This window comes from Amycolatopsis sp. cg13 (genome assembly GCF_041346965.1).
GTDB lineage: Bacteria > Actinomycetota > Actinomycetes > Mycobacteriales > Pseudonocardiaceae > Amycolatopsis.
The window spans coordinates 9243424-9260299 of record NZ_CP166848.1; the positions used below are offsets into that span (position 1 = coordinate 9243424).

At 69.2% G+C, this 16876-nt stretch carries 18 protein-coding genes; 9 read left to right on the forward strand and 9 right to left on the reverse strand.

The annotated features are described in order from the left end of the window. Window positions 1-36 precede the first annotated feature (36 nt). The 3 genes from AB5I40_RS43250 (at window position 37) to AB5I40_RS43260 (ending at window position 2942) form a co-directional block, all read left to right on the forward strand. Entirely contained in the window at window positions 37-534 is a 498-nt protein-coding gene (locus AB5I40_RS43250; protein ID WP_370935972.1) for a hypothetical protein, read from the forward strand. A 156-nt stretch (window positions 535-690) separates the two neighbouring features. Beyond that, a complete protein-coding gene (locus AB5I40_RS43255) occupies window positions 691-1572 on the forward strand; it encodes a MoxR family ATPase (RefSeq protein ID WP_344284971.1) in 882 nt (293 codons plus the stop codon). Further along, window positions 1569-2942 (forward strand): VWA domain-containing protein, encoded by a 1374-nt coding sequence (locus AB5I40_RS43260; RefSeq protein WP_370935973.1) that lies wholly within the window; start codon window positions 1569-1571, stop codon window positions 2940-2942. The genes AB5I40_RS43255 and AB5I40_RS43260 overlap by 4 nt, the downstream gene beginning before the upstream one ends. Here the strand turns inward: AB5I40_RS43260 and add are convergent. After that, complete coding sequence (gene add / locus AB5I40_RS43265; protein WP_370935974.1) at window positions 2920-3903, reverse strand: adenosine deaminase; 984 nt, start codon at window positions 3901-3903, stop codon at window positions 2920-2922. The two genes, AB5I40_RS43260 and add, sit on opposite strands and share 23 nt — an antisense overlap. Window positions 3904-4022: 119 nt before the next feature. On the opposite strand from add, the gene AB5I40_RS43270 reads away from it, so the two are divergent. Continuing rightward, the gene (locus tag AB5I40_RS43270; protein WP_354748874.1) at window positions 4023-4226 is read left to right on the forward strand and encodes an antitoxin; all 204 of its coding nucleotides are present in this window, start codon (window positions 4023-4025) and stop codon (window positions 4224-4226) included. Between the two features lie 675 nt (window positions 4227-4901). On the opposite strand, the gene recQ is transcribed toward AB5I40_RS43270, so the two are convergent. Further along, the gene (gene recQ, locus AB5I40_RS43275; protein WP_370935975.1) at window positions 4902-6749 is read right to left on the reverse strand and encodes a DNA helicase RecQ; all 1848 of its coding nucleotides are present in this window, start codon (window positions 6747-6749) and stop codon (window positions 4902-4904) included. Between the two features lie 242 nt (window positions 6750-6991). On the opposite strand from recQ, the gene AB5I40_RS43280 reads away from it, so the two are divergent. Beyond that, complete coding sequence (locus AB5I40_RS43280; RefSeq protein ID WP_370935976.1) at window positions 6992-7426, forward strand: DUF6314 family protein; 435 nt, start codon at window positions 6992-6994, stop codon at window positions 7424-7426. Window positions 7427-7483: 57 nt separating this feature from the next. On the opposite strand, the gene AB5I40_RS43285 is transcribed toward AB5I40_RS43280, so the two are convergent. Then, a complete protein-coding gene (locus AB5I40_RS43285) occupies window positions 7484-7633 on the reverse strand; it encodes a hypothetical protein (RefSeq protein WP_344284989.1) in 150 nt (49 codons plus the stop codon). A gap of 252 nt (window positions 7634-7885) precedes the next feature. Between AB5I40_RS43285 and AB5I40_RS43290 the strand changes: the two genes are divergently transcribed. Then, complete coding sequence (locus AB5I40_RS43290) at window positions 7886-8392, forward strand: DUF664 domain-containing protein (protein ID WP_370935977.1); 507 nt, start codon at window positions 7886-7888, stop codon at window positions 8390-8392. A gap of 322 nt (window positions 8393-8714) precedes the next feature. Here the strand turns inward: AB5I40_RS43290 and soxR are convergent, their stop codons facing one another. Next, window positions 8715-9182 (reverse strand): redox-sensitive transcriptional activator SoxR, encoded by a 468-nt coding sequence (gene soxR, locus AB5I40_RS43295; protein WP_354748882.1) that lies wholly within the window; start codon window positions 9180-9182, stop codon window positions 8715-8717. A 93-nt stretch (window positions 9183-9275) separates the two neighbouring features. Between soxR and AB5I40_RS43300 the strand changes: the two genes are divergently transcribed. After that, window positions 9276-9836 carry an NADPH-dependent FMN reductase gene (locus tag AB5I40_RS43300; protein WP_370935978.1) on the forward strand — a complete coding sequence of 187 codons (561 nt, stop codon included), beginning with the start codon at window positions 9276-9278 and terminating at the stop codon, window positions 9834-9836. A 317-nt stretch (window positions 9837-10153) separates the two neighbouring features. Here the strand turns inward: AB5I40_RS43300 and AB5I40_RS43305 are convergent, their stop codons facing one another. Then, window positions 10154-11389 carry an FAD-dependent oxidoreductase gene (locus AB5I40_RS43305; protein ID WP_370935979.1) on the reverse strand — a complete coding sequence of 412 codons (1236 nt, stop codon included), beginning with the start codon at window positions 11387-11389 and terminating at the stop codon, window positions 10154-10156. A 55-nt stretch (window positions 11390-11444) separates the two neighbouring features. Here AB5I40_RS43305 and AB5I40_RS43310 point away from each other — a divergent pair, with 55 nt between their 5' ends. After that, on the forward strand, window positions 11445-12044 hold the full coding sequence (locus tag AB5I40_RS43310; protein WP_370935980.1) for a TetR/AcrR family transcriptional regulator: 600 nt from the start codon (window positions 11445-11447) through the stop codon (window positions 12042-12044). On the opposite strand, the gene AB5I40_RS43315 is transcribed toward AB5I40_RS43310, so the two are convergent. From AB5I40_RS43315 to AB5I40_RS43325, 3 genes are all read right to left on the reverse strand, one after another. Further along, window positions 12041-12523 carry a hypothetical protein gene (locus AB5I40_RS43315; protein ID WP_370935981.1) on the reverse strand — a complete coding sequence of 161 codons (483 nt, stop codon included), beginning with the start codon at window positions 12521-12523 and terminating at the stop codon, window positions 12041-12043. The genes AB5I40_RS43310 and AB5I40_RS43315 overlap by 4 nt on opposite strands. Continuing rightward, window positions 12520-13866 (reverse strand): ATP-binding protein, encoded by a 1347-nt coding sequence (locus AB5I40_RS43320; protein ID WP_370940721.1) that lies wholly within the window; start codon window positions 13864-13866, stop codon window positions 12520-12522. Before AB5I40_RS43320 ends, AB5I40_RS43315 begins: the two co-directional genes overlap by 4 nt. Window positions 13867-13942: 76 nt before the next feature. Continuing rightward, a complete protein-coding gene (locus AB5I40_RS43325) occupies window positions 13943-14623 on the reverse strand; it encodes a response regulator (RefSeq protein WP_370935982.1) in 681 nt (226 codons plus the stop codon). 112 nt (window positions 14624-14735) lie between these two features. Here AB5I40_RS43325 and AB5I40_RS43330 point away from each other — a divergent pair, with 112 nt between their 5' ends. Beyond that, window positions 14736-15647 (forward strand): phosphatase PAP2 family protein, encoded by a 912-nt coding sequence (locus tag AB5I40_RS43330; RefSeq protein WP_370935983.1) that lies wholly within the window; start codon window positions 14736-14738, stop codon window positions 15645-15647. A gap of 4 nt (window positions 15648-15651) precedes the next feature. Here AB5I40_RS43330 and AB5I40_RS43335 read toward each other — a convergent pair whose 3' ends face one another. Further along, window positions 15652-16626: a pirin family protein gene (locus AB5I40_RS43335; protein ID WP_370935984.1), complete on the reverse strand. Its 975-nt coding sequence runs from the start codon at window positions 16624-16626 to the stop codon at window positions 15652-15654. Window positions 16627-16876 lie beyond the last annotated feature (250 nt).

Sequence of the window (16876 nt, forward strand, 5' to 3'; positions counted from 1 at the left end):
CGCGACATCCCATCTGGCTCCGTACTATGCGTGGCCATGATCAGGCGGGTGGCTCTGGGGTTGGCTGTCGTCGTTTCGGCGGCGGGATGCAGCGGTGCCGGTCCGTCGGAGGTGTTCGCGAGAACGGACGCCTGCAAGTTGCTGACGACTGCCGCGCGGGGCACGCCGATCGACCTGCGGCGGAGCGAGTACAAGCTGACGGCGTCCACTCCCGCCGCGGTGACGGGAGGCGTAGGCGGCTGCCGCACCGAATGGAACCCGCCGCGCGGCAAACTGACCGGCGGCGACCTGGCCGCGACTCTGGACCTGGCCGAGGCGGAGGACTGGAGCGGGCACAGCGAGTCGAGCGTCCAGGGCGGGCACGACGTCCGGAAGGACACCGCGAAAGGCGGCGGCGGATGCCGGTATCAGGTCCAGATTTCCGGCACTGACGCGGCGGTGCACGTCTGGTATCTCGATCGATCCGTGGGCAACGAAGGGTCCTGCGCGGTCGCGAAACAGTTGGTGGACCAGGTCATTCCCAGCCTGCCGTGACGACGTTTCCGATGCTCGGCATACGTCGGAGGAATGCCCGACTTCGCGGCGCTCTTGAGTCGGGTGCCTGGGCTTAGATCCGATGTCTGGTCGCCGGGACGTCTTCGGTGGCGACCGCCCAGTACAGTGCGGGTGAGCGAACGCTTAGGAGGCGACGTGGGCACCGGGTTTTTCTCGTCCGTCGACGATGTGTCGGCGCAGCTGGCCGAGGCCGGGTACCTCGCGTCGACCGCGGTCGCGACCACGGTGTTCCTCGCCGACCGGCTCGGGAAACCGCTGCTGGTCGAGGGGCCGGCGGGGGTCGGCAAGACCGCGCTGGCCACGGCGGTCGCCGAGGTCACCGGCTCGCGGCTGGTGCGGTTGCAGTGCTACGAGGGCATCGACGAGGCCCGTGCGCTCTACGAGTGGAACCACGCGAAGCAGCTGCTGCGGATCACCGCGGGCCGCGACGAGACGTGGGACGAGGCGCGCACCGACATCTTCGGCGAGGAATTCCTGCTGCGCCGCCCGCTGCTCACCGCGATCTCCGGCACTGAGTCGACCGTGCTGCTGATCGACGAAACGGACAAGGCCGACGTCGAGATCGAGGGCCTGCTGCTGGAGGTGCTCGGCGATTTCCAGGTGACCGTGCCCGAACTCGGCACGATCACCGCGACGCAGCAGCCGTTCGTGGTGCTGACGTCGAACGCGACGCGCGAGCTGTCCGAGGCGCTGCGGCGGCGGTGCCTGTTCCTGCACATCGATTTCCCGGACGAGGACCTCGAACGCGAGATCGTCCGGCTGAAGGTGCCCGGCATCGAGGCCGCGCTGGCCGATTCGGTGGTGCGGGTGATCGCCGCGTTGCGGGCGATGGACCTGCGGAAACTGCCGTCGGTGGCGGAGACCGTCGACTGGGCGCGCACGCTGCTGGAGCTGGGCGCGGGCGCGCTCGACGAGCGCGTGGTGCGCGAAAGCCTCGGCGTCGTGCTGAAGCATCAGGACGACATCGCGAAGGCCGGGGCCGGGCTGAGTCTCGACCAGGTGCTGGACGCGTCATGACCGTCGCGCCGGGCCTGACCGGACGGCTCGCCGAGTTCGTGCGGGCCTTGCGGGCGCAAGGCATCCCAGCCGGTCCGGGCGAGACGGCCGACGCGGCGGCCGCGCTGGAGGTCCTCGGCCTGGACGACCGCGAACTGGTCCGCGAAGGGCTCGCCGCCGCGCTGGTCCGCCGGGGCGGGCAGCGGTCGGTGTTCGACGCCGCCTTCGACCTGTACTTCCCAGCTGGCATTGGTGCGCCCGAGTTGGCCCGCGAGAACCCGCCGCAGGACCGGGAGGAACTGCGGGAAGCGCTCGCCGCCGCGTTGGCCGAAGGCGACGACCAGGCGTTGGACCAGCTCGCCGGAATCGCCGTGGACCTGCTCGGCCAATACGGCGTCGGAACCGGCCCGGGCGGCGGTTACTCCGCGCACCAGACGCTGGACCGCCTGCAGCCGCAGACGCTCATCGCCCAGGTTCTCGCCGCGATGCGTGCCGCCGGCACTCCGGACGAGTTCACCGACCGGCTCACCCGCGACGAAATCCGCCGCCGCGTGGAGGGTTTCCGCGGCCGGGTGCGTACCGAAGCGCGCCGCCGAGCCGCCGAACTTCGGGGCCGCGAACGGATCGCCAAGCACGCGATCGCCCCTGCCGCGGACCGCGTCGACTTCCTCATCGCCAGCCGCACGCAATTGGCCGAACTGCGGCGCACCATCCAGCCGCTGTCCCGCAAACTCGCCACCAGACTTGCCGCGCGCCGCAAACGCACCACTCGCGGTCAGATCGACTTGCGCCGAACGCTGCGTCGTTCACTCTCTACTGGCGGCGTGCCCTTGCGGCCAGCCTACCGGCACCGCCGCCCCGGCCGCCCGGAAATCATCCTCCTGTGCGACCTTTCCGGTTCGGTGGCGGGTTTCGCGAACTTCACGATGCTGCTGGTGCAAGCGTTGCGGGACCAGTTCAGCAAGATCCGCGTTTTCGGTTTCGTCGACAGCACCGACGAGGTGACGCACCTAGTCGACACCGGTGCCGCGGATCCCGAACAACTGGGCGCGCGCATGCTCAGCGAGGCCGCGGTAGTCCGCTGGGACGGCCACAGCGACTACGGCCGCGCGCTAGGCCAGTTCACCGCTCATTGGCTGGACGCCGTCGGCCCGCGAACATCGGTCCTCATCCTCGGCGACGCCCGGACGAACGGCGGCGACCCGAACCTCGACGCCGTCCGCGCGATCGGCTCCCGCGCGCGGCACGTCCACTGGCTGAACCCTGAACGCCAATCCCTGTGGGGAAACGGTGATTCAGCCGCGCCGGACTACGCGGAACTGGTGGAGATGCACGAATGCCGGACCGCTCAGCAGTTGGGCGTGCTGGTCACGCGCCTTCTGCCGACTTAAGCCAGCCGTCAATCTCTTTATGCAGCAATGCCTTGGTCTCTTCAGATGCGAACGATGCAGTCACGGCGTTGCTTGCCAGTTTAGCTAATGTCGTGTCGTCGTAACCGAAAACCTCACGCACACGGGTGAATTCGTCAGTGATCGTGGTGCCCGTGACGTCCGGGATATCCGTGTTGAGCGTGACCCTGAGGCCCGCCTCGACCAACTGCGGCAGCGGATGTTCCGGGAACGTCGGAACCAGCCCGAGCACGACGTTCGACGAGGGGCACACCTCAAGCGCGATCCCGCTCTCCGCAGTCTGAGCGGTCAGCTCCGGGTCCTCCAGAATGCGGATTCCGTGGCCAATCCGCTCGGCTCCGCCGATTTCGATCGCCTCGCGGATACTGTCCGGCCCCGCGTCCTCGCCCGCGTGGTGAATGAGGTGCAGCCCCGCCTCCCGCGCCCGGTCGAACACCTCCCGGAACGGAGCGAGCGAGTGCTTTTCCTCGCCAGCCATGCCGATCCCGATGATCTCTTCGTGCCGTTTGGCCAGCTCCAGCGTCTTCTCGGCGCGCTCGATCGACCGTCGCCGCGAGTGGTCGAGGATCAGCTTCCATTGCAGCCCATGCTCTTTCCCGCTCTCCGAGAGTCCTTTAAGGACCGCATTGAGGGGAAGCTCAAGATCCCCGACCCGCTCCCCGTGCGAGGCAGCCGTGAACGTGACCTCGACATACCGGGTCCCCTGAGCGGCTTCGTCCGCACAGAACTCGCGCGCGATCCGCTCGAAATCTTCGGTTGTTTGGAGGCACGATCGAGTGAGACTGTTGCGATCGGCGAACGCCCGGAACCCTTCGAACGCTTCGGGCTTCTCGGGCAGCTGGATGCCGTGGACGTCCGCGAGTTCCTTGAGCGTGCCGGGACGGATCGTGCTCTCGAGATGGACGTGGAGATGCACCTTGGGAAGAGCGGAAAGGTCGCGCACGCGTGGATCATGCCTGCCGCGCGCGCCGCCTGTCATCCAGGTTTCGCCGGGAACCCGCGGGGGTCGGGCGACGTTGGGGTAGGTGACGGAGGTTTCCGCAGGGGAAGGGACTTTGTGCGATGGCTTTGATGAAGAAACTCACCGTGCTGGCCGGCGCCGCGGGTGCGGTGTCGTACGTGCGGAACAACCCGCAGAAGGTCAACGAGGCCGTGGGCAAGGCGGCGCGTTTCGTGGACGAGAAAACCAACGGCCGGTACCACGCGCAGATCTCGGGGGCGGTGCGGAAGGTCGCGGATACGACGCGCCCGCGGACTGCTGAGTGACGCTGTCCGCGCTGCCTGTGGCCGCCAACCCGGATCGGATTACTTGACCCGGTAGGCGGCGGCTCCGTTGTGCAGGAAGCGCGCGCGGCCGTGCCCGTCCGAGCCGATCAGGGAGAGCACCTCGTGGCTGTTGAGCTTCGGTTCGGCGGTGATGATCGCGCTGTCGTTGAGGCGGACGCGTCGACTCTCTCGAGCACGACGGTGAGTGCCTCGGCGGCGTTCCCGGCGAGGCGGCCGACCCCGGCTCGGTTCCGACGTCGCTCCCCGGCGAATGCCCCTGGCCGGGCAACCCGGGCCAGACGGAAGTTCCTGTCTGGGAAGCTGACCTCAGTTCGGTCCCGGGGTCGCTCTTCTGCGAGTGTTCCTGGTCAGGTGGCTGACTTCAGTTCGGTCCCTGGGTCGTTTCTCAGCGGGCGTTCCTGGCGAGGCAGTCGGCCCAGCTTCGCCGCCCCGAGGTCACTTTTCGGCGAGCGTTCCTGGCGAGGCGGCTGACTCCAGCACGGTCCTGGGGTCGTTCTTCGCCGAGCGTTCCTGGCCAGGGAGCCGACTCCAGTTCGGTCCCTGGGTCGTTTCTCGGCGGCGTTCCCGGCGAGGCAGCCGACCCCAGTTCCGTCCAGGGGCCGTTCCTCGGCCGGAGTTCCTAGCCAAGCAGCTGACCCCAGCTCCGCCCCGACCTCACTCCTCGGCCAGCGTCGCCAGCACTCCCTCCCCGTACTTGGCCAGCTTGCTCTCGCCCACTCCGCTCACCGTGCCGAGGGCGTCGAGCGTTGTCGGCATCAGCGTGGCGATTTGGCGCAGCGTGGCGTCGTGGAAGATCACGTACGCCGGGACGCCCTGTTCCTTCGCCGTGGCCCCGCGCCAGGCGCGCAGGCGCTCGAAGATCGGGGCCGCTTCCGCGGGCATGTCGACCGGAGCGGCCGCCGGTGTGCGGCGGGACGTTCGCGGGGCGCGCGCCGGGCGTTCGGGTTCGCGGCGCAGCTGTACTTCTTGGGAGCCGTTCAGGACCGCGGTCGAACCTTCGGTCAGCACCAGCGACCCGTAATCTCCTTCTACCGCAAGCAGGTTGCGCGCCAGCAGTTGCCGCACTACCGCACGCCATTCCTGTTCGCGCAGTTCGGTGCCGATGCCGAAGACCTTGAGCGTGTCGTGCTGGAACTGGGTGACCTTCGGAGTCGTTTTGCCGAGCAGGATGTCGATGATCTGACCGGCGCCGAAACTCTGCCGCCGTTCGTTGCGCAGACGGACCACTGTGGACAGCAGCTTCTGTGCGGGAATGGTGCCGTCCCAGCGTTCCGGCGGGGTGAGGCAGGTGTCGCAGTTCCCGCACGGCTGGCCGGACTGCCCGAAGTACGCGAGAATCTGCGTCCGCCGGCATTCGACTGTCTCGCACAGTCCCAGCATCGCGTTCAGGTGCTGGGCTTGCAGACGACGGTGCATCTCGTCGCCCTCGGAGTTGTCGATCATTTTGCGCAGCTGCACCACGTCTTGCAGCCCGTAGGCGAGCCATGCGGTGGACGGTTGCCCGTCGCGGCCCGCGCGGCCGGTTTCCTGGTAGTAGCCTTCCACCGACTTCGGCAGGTCAAGGTGCGCGACAAACCGGACGTCCGGTTTGTCGATGCCCATGCCGAACGCGATCGTGGCGACGACGACGAGCCCTTCCTCGCGCAGGAACCTCGCCTGGTTCGCCGCGCGGGTCGACTTGTCGAGCCCGGCGTGGTAGGGCAGTGCCGGGATTCCGTTCTGCACCAGGAAGTTCGCCGTTTTCTCCACCGACGCGCGGGACAGGCAGTAGACGATCCCGGCGTCGCCTTGGTGCTCGGTGCGCAGGAGGTCGAGCAGCTGCTTCTGCGGCGAGTTCTTCGGCACGATCCGGTATTGGATGTTCGGCCGGTCGAAGCTCGCGACGAAATGCTTCGCGTCGTCCAGGCCGAGCCGCTGCGAGATTTCCTTGTGCGTGGCCTCGGTCGCGGTGGCGGTGAGCGCGATCCGGGGCACGTCCGGCCAGCGTTCGTGCAGCGACGAGAGCATCAGGTAGTCGGGCCGGAAATCGTGGCCCCACTGGGAGACGCAGTGCGCCTCGTCGATCGCGAACAGCGCGATTTTGCCGCGGTCGAGCAGGCGCACGGTGGATTCGACCGACAGCCGTTCGGGTGCGAGGTAGAGCAGGTCGAGTTCGCCCGCGACGAACGCGTCCTCCACCTCCTGCCGCTGCGCGAAATCCTGCGTGGAGTTGAGGAATCCGGCGCGCACGCCGACGTTGCGCAGCGCGTCGACCTGGTCCTGCATCAGCGCGATGAGCGGCGAGATCACCACGCCGACGCCCGGCCGCACCAGCGCTGGGATCTGGTAGCACAGCGATTTCCCGCCGCCGGTGGGCATGAGCACCAGCGCGTCGCCGCCGGAGATCACGTGCTCGACGATCTCCGCCTGGTCGCCGCGGAACGCGTCGTAGCCGAAGACGCGCTGCAAGGTCTCGAGAGCGGGGGAACGGGTGGCCTGCTCGGCCAGATCGGGGTGCGCCACGCGGCCGATTCTAGGGCGGCGGGCCGTCCGGGCGAGCCTGCCCCGCCGGGTTCGGCGCGAGAGTCCCCATCGCACCGGCCGTTTTCCGGCGTCGCGACGGGTCCGGTCGCGCAGGGTGAACAGCATGGCGACTGGTGACAGCCAGGATGACGGGACCCTTCACGCCACCCTCGTGACAGACCGTGCCGAGTCGGTCGTACCAGTGCCGTTCGCGTTCGGTGCGGAGGCGCACAATGGGATCCGTGGCTTTTCCGATCAATGACCTGACCGGGTACTTCTCGGGCGAATGGCAGCTCGCGCGCGAAATCGTCGATGTTGACGGGGCGCCGATGGGCGAGGCGAGCGGCCGCGCGACGTTTACCTCGGACGACGGGGTGCTCGTCTACCGCGAGTCGGGAGAGCTGCAGCTCGGAGCGCATCGCGGACCGTTCGTCCGGACGCTGCACTACCGGCCGGTCGGAGGCTCCCGCGCCGCGGTGCACTTCGACCACGGCGGGTTCTTCCACGATGTGGACCTGGCGACCGGGGAGTGGACGGCCGATCACCCGTGTGCCGCCGACTGGTACCGAGGTGCGTACCGCGTGCTCGACGATCGCCGGTGGGAACAGGAATGGGTCGTGACCGGACCGGCCAAGGACCACGTGATCACCAGCCTGTTCACGCGGATGGACACGTAGCCATCAGTCGGATTCCGCACTGTCTCGCTTGAGATCCAGCAGATATCGCCGCGTGGACTACTTGCGCCGGTTGCGCAGGATCACCAGCAGAACGACTATCGCCGAGACCGCGCAGGCGGCGGTGATCACCATGCCGGCCCAGGCGGGAATCGCGATCCCGGCGATGTTGTCGAAGCCGGGCAGGGCGCGGGGCGCGGTGATCGCCACGGGGCCCTCCGTTCGCGTCGTCGGCGTGCAGATCCGCTTTCGCGCCGGATTTTACCCGACACCGGACGATACTGTCAGGTCCGAAGTGGACGGTCGCGGTCACCGCGGGTGATGAGCGGATTTTCCCGTGCTGAAGCCGGTTCGGCGGGTGCGAGTGGACCCCTCGCGCCCCTGGGAGTCACGACGCTGGGCAGAGCCGGATCTTCGAGGCATGATCGAGGCAAGCGCACGACGACGGAGGAGGAGCGCGAGATGAATGTGGCCGATCTGCTCGTGGACGGATTCGGCCGGGTGCGGGAAGTGGTGCACCAGGCAGTCGACGGGCTGACCGCGGAGCAACTGGCGGCGCGCCCCGGCCCGGAGGCCAACTCGATCGGCTGGCTGGTCTGGCATCTGGCACGGGTGCAAGACGACCACGTCGCCGACGTCGCGGGCACCGACCAGCTCTGGACGGCAGCGGACTGGCGCGAGAAATTCGACCTGCCGTTCCCGGCCGGGGACATCGGCTACGGGCACAGCAGCGAGGACGTCGCCCAGGTGCGCCCGGAGTCGCCGGATTTGCTCACGGGCTACTACGACGCCGTGCACGAGCACACGGTGTCCTGGGTGACCGGCCTGAACGGGACGGCGCTGGACCGCGTGGTCGACGAAGCCTGGAACCCGCCGGTGACGCTGGGAGTCCGGCTGGTCAGCGTGCTGTCTGATGACCTCCAACATGCCGGACAGGCCGCGTATGTGAGGGGGTTGCTATTGGGATGACTGTGGCGGAGTGACTGACGTATCGGGCAAATGACCGGCCCTGCCCGGACGGCGGCTTGGCTGCGGACAGTGGAGAGCTGGCGGACTGTCGTCGGTAGGCGAGATGGTGCGTTCTGCGATGGGCAGGCCGCGCATGGCAGCGGCTGCTGCCTGCGCGGCGAGAGTCAGGCTAGGTGCGCGGGTAGCCCGGCCTGTTGCGGACATGTGCACTGTTTGTGCGGGCTGGCAAGCCGTTGCAACGCTGGGTTGGCGAAACTGGCGCGGTCTCGCATGGTGCGCAGCCGCGCAGCCGCGCAGCCGTCAACTCAGGCGCCGCGAGGGCTCACTCGTATCCCGTTCCCCGGTGGTCCGGCAGGCGGCGCGGGCCGGGGCCGTCTTGGCCCAGTTGGTCGTTGGGGTTGGCCAGGCGGCATTTGGCCAGGGACATGCAGCCGCAGCCGATGCAGTCGTTCAGCTGGTCCCGGAGTTGTTCCAGCTGGCGGATGCGCTGGTCAAGGTCGGAGCGCCAGCAGGACGAGATGCGGGACCAGTCCGCGCGGGTCGGGGTCCGGTCGTCCGGCAGGAGGGCCAGCACCTCGCGGATCTGCGCCAGCGGCATGCCCACCCGCTGCGACATGCGGATGAACGTGACCCGCCGCAGGGTGTCGCGGCGGTAGCGGCGCTGGTTGCCCGCGGTGCGCCTGCTGCGGATCAGCTGTTCGTCCTCGTAGAACCGCAGGGCCGACGCTGGTACGCCGCTGCGGTGGGAGAGTTCGCCCACGGTCAGTTCGGGCAGCTCCGTCTTCGCCATGCGCTCAGCATAGCTTGACTTAAAGGGAGCTTGAAGTTCGAGACTCCTTCCGGAGGCGGGAAACCTGTTCCGCCCCGGGAAAAGGAGAATAACGTGTCCGAAGCTCCCGTCCGGCTCGCTGTGCTCGTCGGCAGCGCCAGGGAAGGGCGGTTCGCCCCCACGGTCGTGCGCTGGTTCACCCGCCAGGCGGACCGGCACGGCGGGTTCGAGGTCGACGTCATCGACGTCGCCGAGATCTCGTTGCCGCTCGCGATGAACGGCGAGGGGGCCGCGCCCGTCGCCGCCCGGCTCGAGGCGGCGGACGCGTTCGTCGTGGTCACGCCGGAGTACAACCACAGTTACCCGGCCGCGCTCAAGAACGTCCTCGACTGGTTCCGCGGCGAATGGCACGCCAAGCCGGTCGCTTTCGTGTCCTATGGCGGGATTTCCGGCGGGCTGCGCGCGGTCGAGCATCTTCGCCCGGTCTTCGCCGAGCTGCACGCGGTGACCATCCGCGAGACCGTGAGCTTCCACGGAGCGCACGGCCGGTTCGGGGAGGACGGCGAACCGGTCGACCCGAGTGTGGAGGCTGCGGCGAAGGCGTTGCTCGACCAGCTCGAATGGTGGGCCCGGGCCTTGCAGGACGCTCGGTTGGTGCGGGCTTATCCGGCGTAACCGGGCCGCGTGGTGGTGAAGGTCGGCGCTTAGGCGGGCATTGAAGCCGAGGCGGCGAGGGAAGGCCGTCAGCGGTGCCGTGGGGCCCCAGCTGGTCCAGCACGGTTCTCCGGTGTTGTGAGGCCCAGCTGGTCCAGCACAGCTTTCTGGTGCCGGACCAGCTGAGGCCGGAGCGCGTTCCGAACCGATGCTGGCTTGGAGCGGTGAACCCGAGGAATCGGCTAGCGCTCCGGACACATTCTCCGACCTACACCGCCTCGACGAGTGGTGAGTCCGGGGCTGTGTCGCAGACCGCGGCACGGCCCCGGCGAGAAACCTCAACCCGCGTAACTGTCCACAGTAGACCGCCGAGCGAAAGCAGGTGCATGCTCCGGCCGTAGCCCGACCCCGCCCAGATAAGCCGTAACCCCGGAAAGCGCCGGAAAACGTTGCAGCGCACGCATCGGTGCGGGCAAGCGGTCCAGGGTTCCGTCGAGTGCGGGACGCAGCAGCATTCCATGCTCGCCCCGCTGGCTGGACTGCACCGCGACCGTCGGCAGCAAGCGGCGGCGGCGTACGGCGGCCAGGCGCGACACCGGGACCTTTCCGCGCCGCAACGGTTCCGCGAGAAGTCGGGCGGTGGCGACGGCGTCCTGCACGGCGAGGTTCACTCCGACACCGCCCACCGGCGACATCGGGTGTGCTGCGTCCCCGATGCACAACGCGCCGGGTGCGTGCCAGCGCGGCAGGAGGCCCATCGTTACTTCGAGCAGCTTCACGTCGTCCCACGAGCGTACGGCGGACAGTTGCGCGGGCGTCCAGCCGAACAACTCGCCCAGTCGCGCGCGGAATTCGGAGATCGGGCCGGAACGTAGCGAAGCATCAGAGCCGCGGGGGATGAGGTACGAAGTTTGGTAGTAATCGCCGCGGTCCATGGTCACCGAGGCGTATCCGGGGCCGAACCGGGCGAACACCCCCGGTTCGCCCGGTTCGGCTTTCGGCACCCGCACCTGCCAGACGTCCATCGGGACCTCCGACTCCCGCAGTGCGAGGCCGAGTTCGTGGCGCACCGTCGACCAGCGGCCGTCGCAGCCGACCGTGAGCGGGGCGGCGAGTTCGTGGACGGCGCCGGTGTCGTCGCGGTAGCGGACTCCGGTGACGCGGCCGCCTTCGCGGAGCAGCGAAACGACGGAAGCGCCCATGCGCAGGGAGAATTTCGGTTCGGCGGCACCGGCTTCGGCCAGCAAGCCGAGGAATTCGGCTTGGGGGACCATCGCGATGTGCCGGTGCGGGCCGCGCAGTTTGCTGAAGTCGGCGGCTATCACGGTCTCCCCGCCGATGTCCATTTTCATCCGTTCCAGGACCGAACGGGACAGGGCGGCGAACTGGGGGCCGAGACCCAGTTCGTCCAGCAGTCGCAGCGTCGACGGGTGCACGGTGTCGCCGCGGAAGTCCCGCAGGAAGTCGCGGTGCTTCTCCAGCACCACCACCTCGACCCCGGCCCGCGCCAGCAGCAGGCCCAGCATCACGCCGGCCGGTCCGCCCCCGGCGACCACGCATCCGGTCCGTTCCATCGGTCCTCCAATCTTAGAGACACTCTAAGTTTAGAGTAACGCTAAGATTCACGCCATGACCGGGTTGCGGGAAGAGAAGAAGCGGCGGACCCGCCAGGCGCTGATCGAGGCCGCGCTCACGTTGTTCGACGAGCAGGGCTACGACGGCACGACCGTCGCCGAGATCTCCGCGCGGGCGAAGGTTTCCCCGGCGACGTTCTTCAACTACTTCGCTACCAAAGAGGACGTCGTCTTCGCTGACCAGCATCTTTACGACGAGGTCGTGGACGGGGTGTTCGCCGCGGCGGAACCCGGCGAGCAGGTTGCCGAGCTGGTGACCAGGACCGTGCACGCGCTGGCGACGGCTGATGCGTGGAGTTTTCCGCTGGACCATCCGCTCACGGAGGTGCGCACCCGGCTGCTCGCCGCGGTGCCCGCGTTGCGCGCCGGATACCTGCTGCGCAACGCAGTGGTGGGCGATCGGTGGGCGGAGAAGCTCTACGAGACCTGCAAGCCGCAGCTGGACCGGGTCGAGGCGGTGGCGTTGACCGGGGCGGTGCTGGGCGCGTTGGAGGCGGCGTTGCGGCAGCTGCCGGACGGAAGCAGCGCGACCGAAGTGGTCCTGGCGACCGTCGACCGGGTCGTGTACGGGTTCTTGCCCAAGAAGAAAGACTAGTTGCAGTACAGGGATTCGAGCTTGGTGTCCGAGGCCACGACGGTGATTCCCGTGCCGACCGGCTGTCCGGACGCCGCCAGCGACGCGGACACGGTGCAGACCACCTGCTGGAGACCGATCGGGTACAGCGCCTTCATGGATTCGGAGACGGTCACGGTCACCGGCTGGGTCGAGGTGTCGACCGTGACGTGCCGGCCGGGGGAGAGCATCGAGTAGAAGCCCTCTTGTTCTTCGACGCGTGTCGGGCCGCCGAACAGTTCCGTGAGCACCGTCGTGGGGGTCGCGTCCCTCGCCCAGGCGCGCTGCACCGGGCTGAGCTGTCCCGCGTAGACGAAGTAGAGCGTGATTTGCGGACGCGGTGTGCCCAGCTGGAATCCGCCGGGCGCTTCCCCGGCGGGGATCACCCCGGTCGGCTGGATGCCGCAGCCGACCAGGAGCAAGACCGAAATCAGCGCGAGAAAGAGCCGGGGAAATTTCATCGCTCCTCCTTTGCGGTGCGGGGCAGCCGGAGCGTGAACCGAGCCCCATCGCCGGTGTTTTCCGCTTCGATGTCGCCGCCGTGCAGCCGGGCGTTTTCCCGCGCGATCGACAATCCGAGGCCGCTGCCGTCGGACCGGGCCCGTGACGTGTCCGCTTTGGCGAAGCGGTCGAACACCTTGGGCAGGACCTCCTCGGGGATCCCCGGGCCGTGGTCGGTGACCGCCAGGGAGACGGTCGCGTCGTCGGTGCTCAGCTCGATTTCGACCGGCGGCGCGCCGTGGTGCAGGGCGTTGCCGACGAGATTGGCGATGACCAGGTCGAGCCGTCGGGGATCCGCGGGCACGGTGATGGTCGGCAGGTCGGCCGCGACGGAGTCGGTCCAGCCCCGTGCGGCGAGGGTGTTCTTCACGGCCTCGGCCAGGTCGACCTCCTCGACGCGCAGCTCGGCCCGTCCGGCGTCGAAGCGGGAGATCTCGACCAGGTCCTGCACGAGCCGGGTCAGCCGGCGCGTTTCGGACGACACCAGCCGCGCGGCCACGGCGGTGTCCGTGGGCAGCTGGTCGGCGTCCTCGTCGAGGACGTCGGTGACCACGTTCATCGCCGCCAGCGGGGTGCGCAGTTCGTGCGAGACGTCCGCGACGAACCGGCGCGCGTCGGCCTCCATCTCGCGCAGCGAACCGACGGTGCGTTCCAGCTCCGCCGCGGTGTGGTTGAACGTGGTGACCAGCTGGGCCAGCTCGTCGGAACCCTTGGCGGGCAGGCGCACGTCGAGCTGTCCGCCGCCGAGTTTGCGGGCCGCCGAATTCAGCGCGCGCACCGGCTGCAGCACCTGGCGCGCGGCCAGCAGCGCCAGCGCGACCGCGATCGGCAGGGCCAGCGCGGTCATCTGCCACGCGCGCGTCGCCAGCTGGTCGATCGCGGCCTGCTGGGTGGTCAGCGGGACCGTTTTGTAGACCTCGATCCCGGTGTGTTCCCCTTGCGCCGCGCCGTAGCGCAGCAGCGGCATCCCGATGTAGAGCACCGGCCGCCCGCCCTCGACGACCCGCTGGAACTGGACATTGGTCCCGCCCGCGACCGCGGTGCGCAGCCCGGCGGGTATTTCCGCCGGATTCAGCCCGACGCGCGAATGCAGCGACCCGAACACCACGGTCGTGACGCCCTTGAGCGAACTCGCCATGTTGTCGAGCTGCCGCTGGTCGGGCGGAAGCGTCAGCTGCGGCAGGTACGTCCTGACCTCGTCGCGCAGCTGCACCATCGCCGGGTCCTGCACGCCGGCCAGGATCGTGTTGCGCGCGGACACGTAGCTCGCGCCGGCCGCCGCGCCCGCGCCGACCAGCGTCATCGCCGCGAACGCCAGCACCAGCCGCAGGCGCAGCCCGGACACCCACGACCGAAGCCGCTTCACGGCGTGGCCCGCCTCACGAGCGGCCGAACCGGTAGCCGAAGCCGCGCACGGTCTGCACGTGGTCCGGTCGCGCCGGAACGTCCTCGATCTTCGCGCGCAGCCGCTGCACGCACGCGTCGACCAGGCGGGAATCGCCGAGGTAGTCGTGCCCCCACACCGAGGCGAGCAGCTGGCTGCGGCTGTACACCTGGCCTGGCGTGCGCGAGATCTCCAGCAGCAGCTTCAGTTCGGTCGGCGTGAGCGAGACCTGCTCGCCGTGCTTGCGCACCAGCATCCCGGCCCGGTCGATCACCAGGTCGCCGTGCTGTTCGGGGCCGGCGGCACCGGGTTCGGGGGCGGTGCGCCGCAGCACCGCGCGGATGCGGGCGTCGAGCACGCGCGGTTCGATCGGCTTCACGACGTAGTCGTCCGCGCCCGCTTCGAGCCCGGCGACAATGTCGAAATCATCGCTGCGCGCGGTGAGCATGATGATCGGCACCTGGCCGAGCGCACGGATCCGGCGGCACGTCTCGAACCCGTCGATGCCGGGCAGCATCAGGTCGAGCACCACGAGGTCCGGCGCGCGTTCACGCAGCTGCGCGACGCCGTCCTCGCCGGTCGCGGCGGTGTGCACCGTGTGTCCTTGACGGCGCAGCGCCAGCTCCATGCCCTCGCGGACGGACGCGTCGTCCTCGATCACCAACACCACAGCCACAGGGGCCATTATTCGGAACACCCGCGGATTCGCGCGAGCCGGGCGGATCTTGTAGCGAAACCATGACACAGCTCTGACGAGATCCCGAAATCCCGCGGCCAGTCTCGAAGGCATGGCAGTGCTGACTCCTGAAACGCCGACCGTGCCCCTCTCCGCGCCCCGGCACGCGCTCGCCCCTCGACGGCGTTCGCGGACCGCCGTGCTGGTCGCGGCCGCGATCGGGTTCGCGGGCGCGTTCGTCGTCGCCTACCTGCTGTTCGTGCGGACCGAGGCCGGGCAGCGCGCCGAAGACGGGGTCGTCCGCTTCGCGCAGAACCTTCCGCGGTCCACTGTGGACTGGGCGCGCCCGCTGGCCGGGATCGACGGGGTCGAGGTGTTCGGCGCGGCCGGGATCGTCATCGTGGCGCTCGCCGTGCTGCGCAAGCGGTTCGCGCTCGGGGTGACCGCGCTGGTGCTGTACTTGCTGCCGCTGGCCGCCGCGCAACTGCTCAAGATCTATCTGCTCGACCGGCCGGACGTCGGCTCGGCCGGAGCCCCGCACCACAACAGCTTTCCGAGCGGGCACGTGAGCGCGGCGACCGCCGTGCTGCTGGCGCTGGCCGTGGTGCTGCCCGCGCGGTTCCGGACCTGGGTGCTCGCCGTGGGTGCGCCCGGCGTCGCCTGGGTGGCCGCGGCGACCGTCGCGCTGAGCTGGCATCGCCTGTCGGACACCGTCGGCGCGTGCCTGCTGGTGGCCGCGGTGGTGTCGGCGGGCGCGGCGGTCGTCTCGGCTCGGCGTCCGGATGGCGGGCGGGTTCCGGTGGTGCTGACCGGGGTCGCGTTGCTCGGCCCGACGGTGGTGGTGCTGGGCGGGTATGTGGTGCTGGCGTCGGCGACGTCGGTTCCGGCTCGGTTCGTGGCGGCGCTGGTGCTGGCGGCGTTGAGTGCGGTGGCGGTGGTGTTGCTGGCGGCTGGGCCGCTCCGGCGGGTGAATTTCGACCCGTCCGGGGCGCGGAATCGGTTGCGCGACGGGGAGTCTCGTTAAGGCGTCACGAGGGGTTGCGGCGCGGTTTGATCCGCACCGCGGGCATCGGGGGAGCGGGCAGCCGCGCCGGGCCGCCGGGGTACGGGTCGATCGCGCCGAACTGGTCGGAGTTCGCTTCCCACGCCTCGCGGTACTCGGCGATCTCGTCGTGGCTGCGGCCGACGAAGTTCCACCACATCAGGATCTCCTCGCCGAACGGCGGGCCGCCGAGCACGATCACCCGCGCCGGGGAGGAGCCGGGGTTGTGCAGGCGGAGTGTGGTCGCGCCGATGCCGAGGTAGCCAAGTTGAGCTTGCTGCAGCGGGGTGCCCGCGAAGGTGACTTCTCCGGTGTCTAGCAGGACACCGTGCTCGAAGGACGGGTCCGCGTCGAGGCTGAGCTCCGCGCCCGGCTCGAGGACGATTTCCGCGCCCAGCAAGGGAGTGAACGTCTTCACCGGCGAGGTTTCTCCGGCAAGGGTGCCGAGGAAGACGCGGGCGGTGGCTCCGTCGAGTTCGGTGGCCGGTGGCGCGTAATGCTGGAAGTCGCGGGCGGTGTGGCGGTGCTCGTCGGGGAGCGCGACCCACAGTTGGACTCCGTGCAGCGTCGTGGTTTCCGGCGTCGACACTTCTTCGTGGCAGATGCCGTGGCCGCCGGTCATCAGGTTGAGTTCGCCGGGACGGACCATCGCGTGGGAGCCGAGGCTGTCGCGGTGTTCGATTTCGCCGGTGAACAGCCAGCTCACCGTTTGCAGGCCGGTGTGCGGGTGCGGGCCGACGGACATGCCGCCGCTGACGGAGGTGTCGTCGGGGCCGTAGTGGTCGGCGAAGCACCACGCGCCGATCAGCGAGCGCTGCCGTTGCGGCAGGGTGCGGCGGACCGGCATGGCCCGCGGGCCGCCGAGGGGCACCGAGCGGGCGTCGAGGACCTCGACTTTGCCGGGGTCGACGGGGTCGCCGCCGCACGCTAGTTCGGCCGGGTCGGTCTCGACGTTGCTCATGCCTGACACGATAACCGGCCGCGCGCGAGTTCCCGCCCAGCTGTCCGCGAGGGGAACGCTGAGGGGCTCAGAGTCAAGGGCAGTGACTTGAGACGTCGCTCGGGGTGGGGTTGAGACGGGTCTGCGCAGGCCGTAGCGGCTGGCGGGCCTGGGAGTTTCTTGCCGAGGGGCCGGTGCGGGCGACGGAGGCTGGGTTGTCGTACGTGAGGGGAACCCTGAGGGAATCAGATTCCCTCAGGGTTCCCCTCAC

Excerpts from the sequence above, each read along its gene's own strand:
- AB5I40_RS43250 (WP_370935972.1), top strand. The coding sequence starts at position 37 with ATGATCAGGCGGGTGGCTCTGGGGTTGGCTGTCGTCGTTTCGGCGGCG.
- AB5I40_RS43260 (WP_370935973.1), top strand. The coding sequence starts at position 1,569 with ATGACCGTCGCGCCGGGCCTGACCGGACGGCTCGCCGAGTTCGTGCGG.
- AB5I40_RS43270 (WP_354748874.1), top strand. The coding sequence starts at position 4,023 with ATGGCTTTGATGAAGAAACTCACCGTGCTGGCCGGCGCCGCGGGTGCG.
- AB5I40_RS43290 (WP_370935977.1), top strand. The coding sequence starts at position 7,886 with ATGAATGTGGCCGATCTGCTCGTGGACGGATTCGGCCGGGTGCGGGAA.
- soxR (WP_354748882.1), bottom strand. The coding sequence starts at position 9,182 with ATGGCGAAGACGGAGCTGCCCGAACTGACCGTGGGCGAACTCTCCCAC.
- AB5I40_RS43305 (WP_370935979.1), bottom strand. The coding sequence starts at position 11,389 with ATGGAACGGACCGGATGCGTGGTCGCCGGGGGCGGACCGGCCGGCGTG.
- AB5I40_RS43310 (WP_370935980.1), top strand. The coding sequence starts at position 11,445 with ATGACCGGGTTGCGGGAAGAGAAGAAGCGGCGGACCCGCCAGGCGCTG.
- AB5I40_RS43315 (WP_370935981.1), bottom strand. The coding sequence starts at position 12,523 with ATGAAATTTCCCCGGCTCTTTCTCGCGCTGATTTCGGTCTTGCTCCTG.
- AB5I40_RS43320 (WP_370940721.1), bottom strand. The coding sequence starts at position 13,866 with ATGACGCTGGTCGGCGCGGGCGCGGCGGCCGGCGCGAGCTACGTGTCC.
- AB5I40_RS43330 (WP_370935983.1), top strand. The coding sequence starts at position 14,736 with ATGGCAGTGCTGACTCCTGAAACGCCGACCGTGCCCCTCTCCGCGCCC.
- AB5I40_RS43335 (WP_370935984.1), bottom strand. The coding sequence starts at position 16,626 with ATGAGCAACGTCGAGACCGACCCGGCCGAACTAGCGTGCGGCGGCGAC.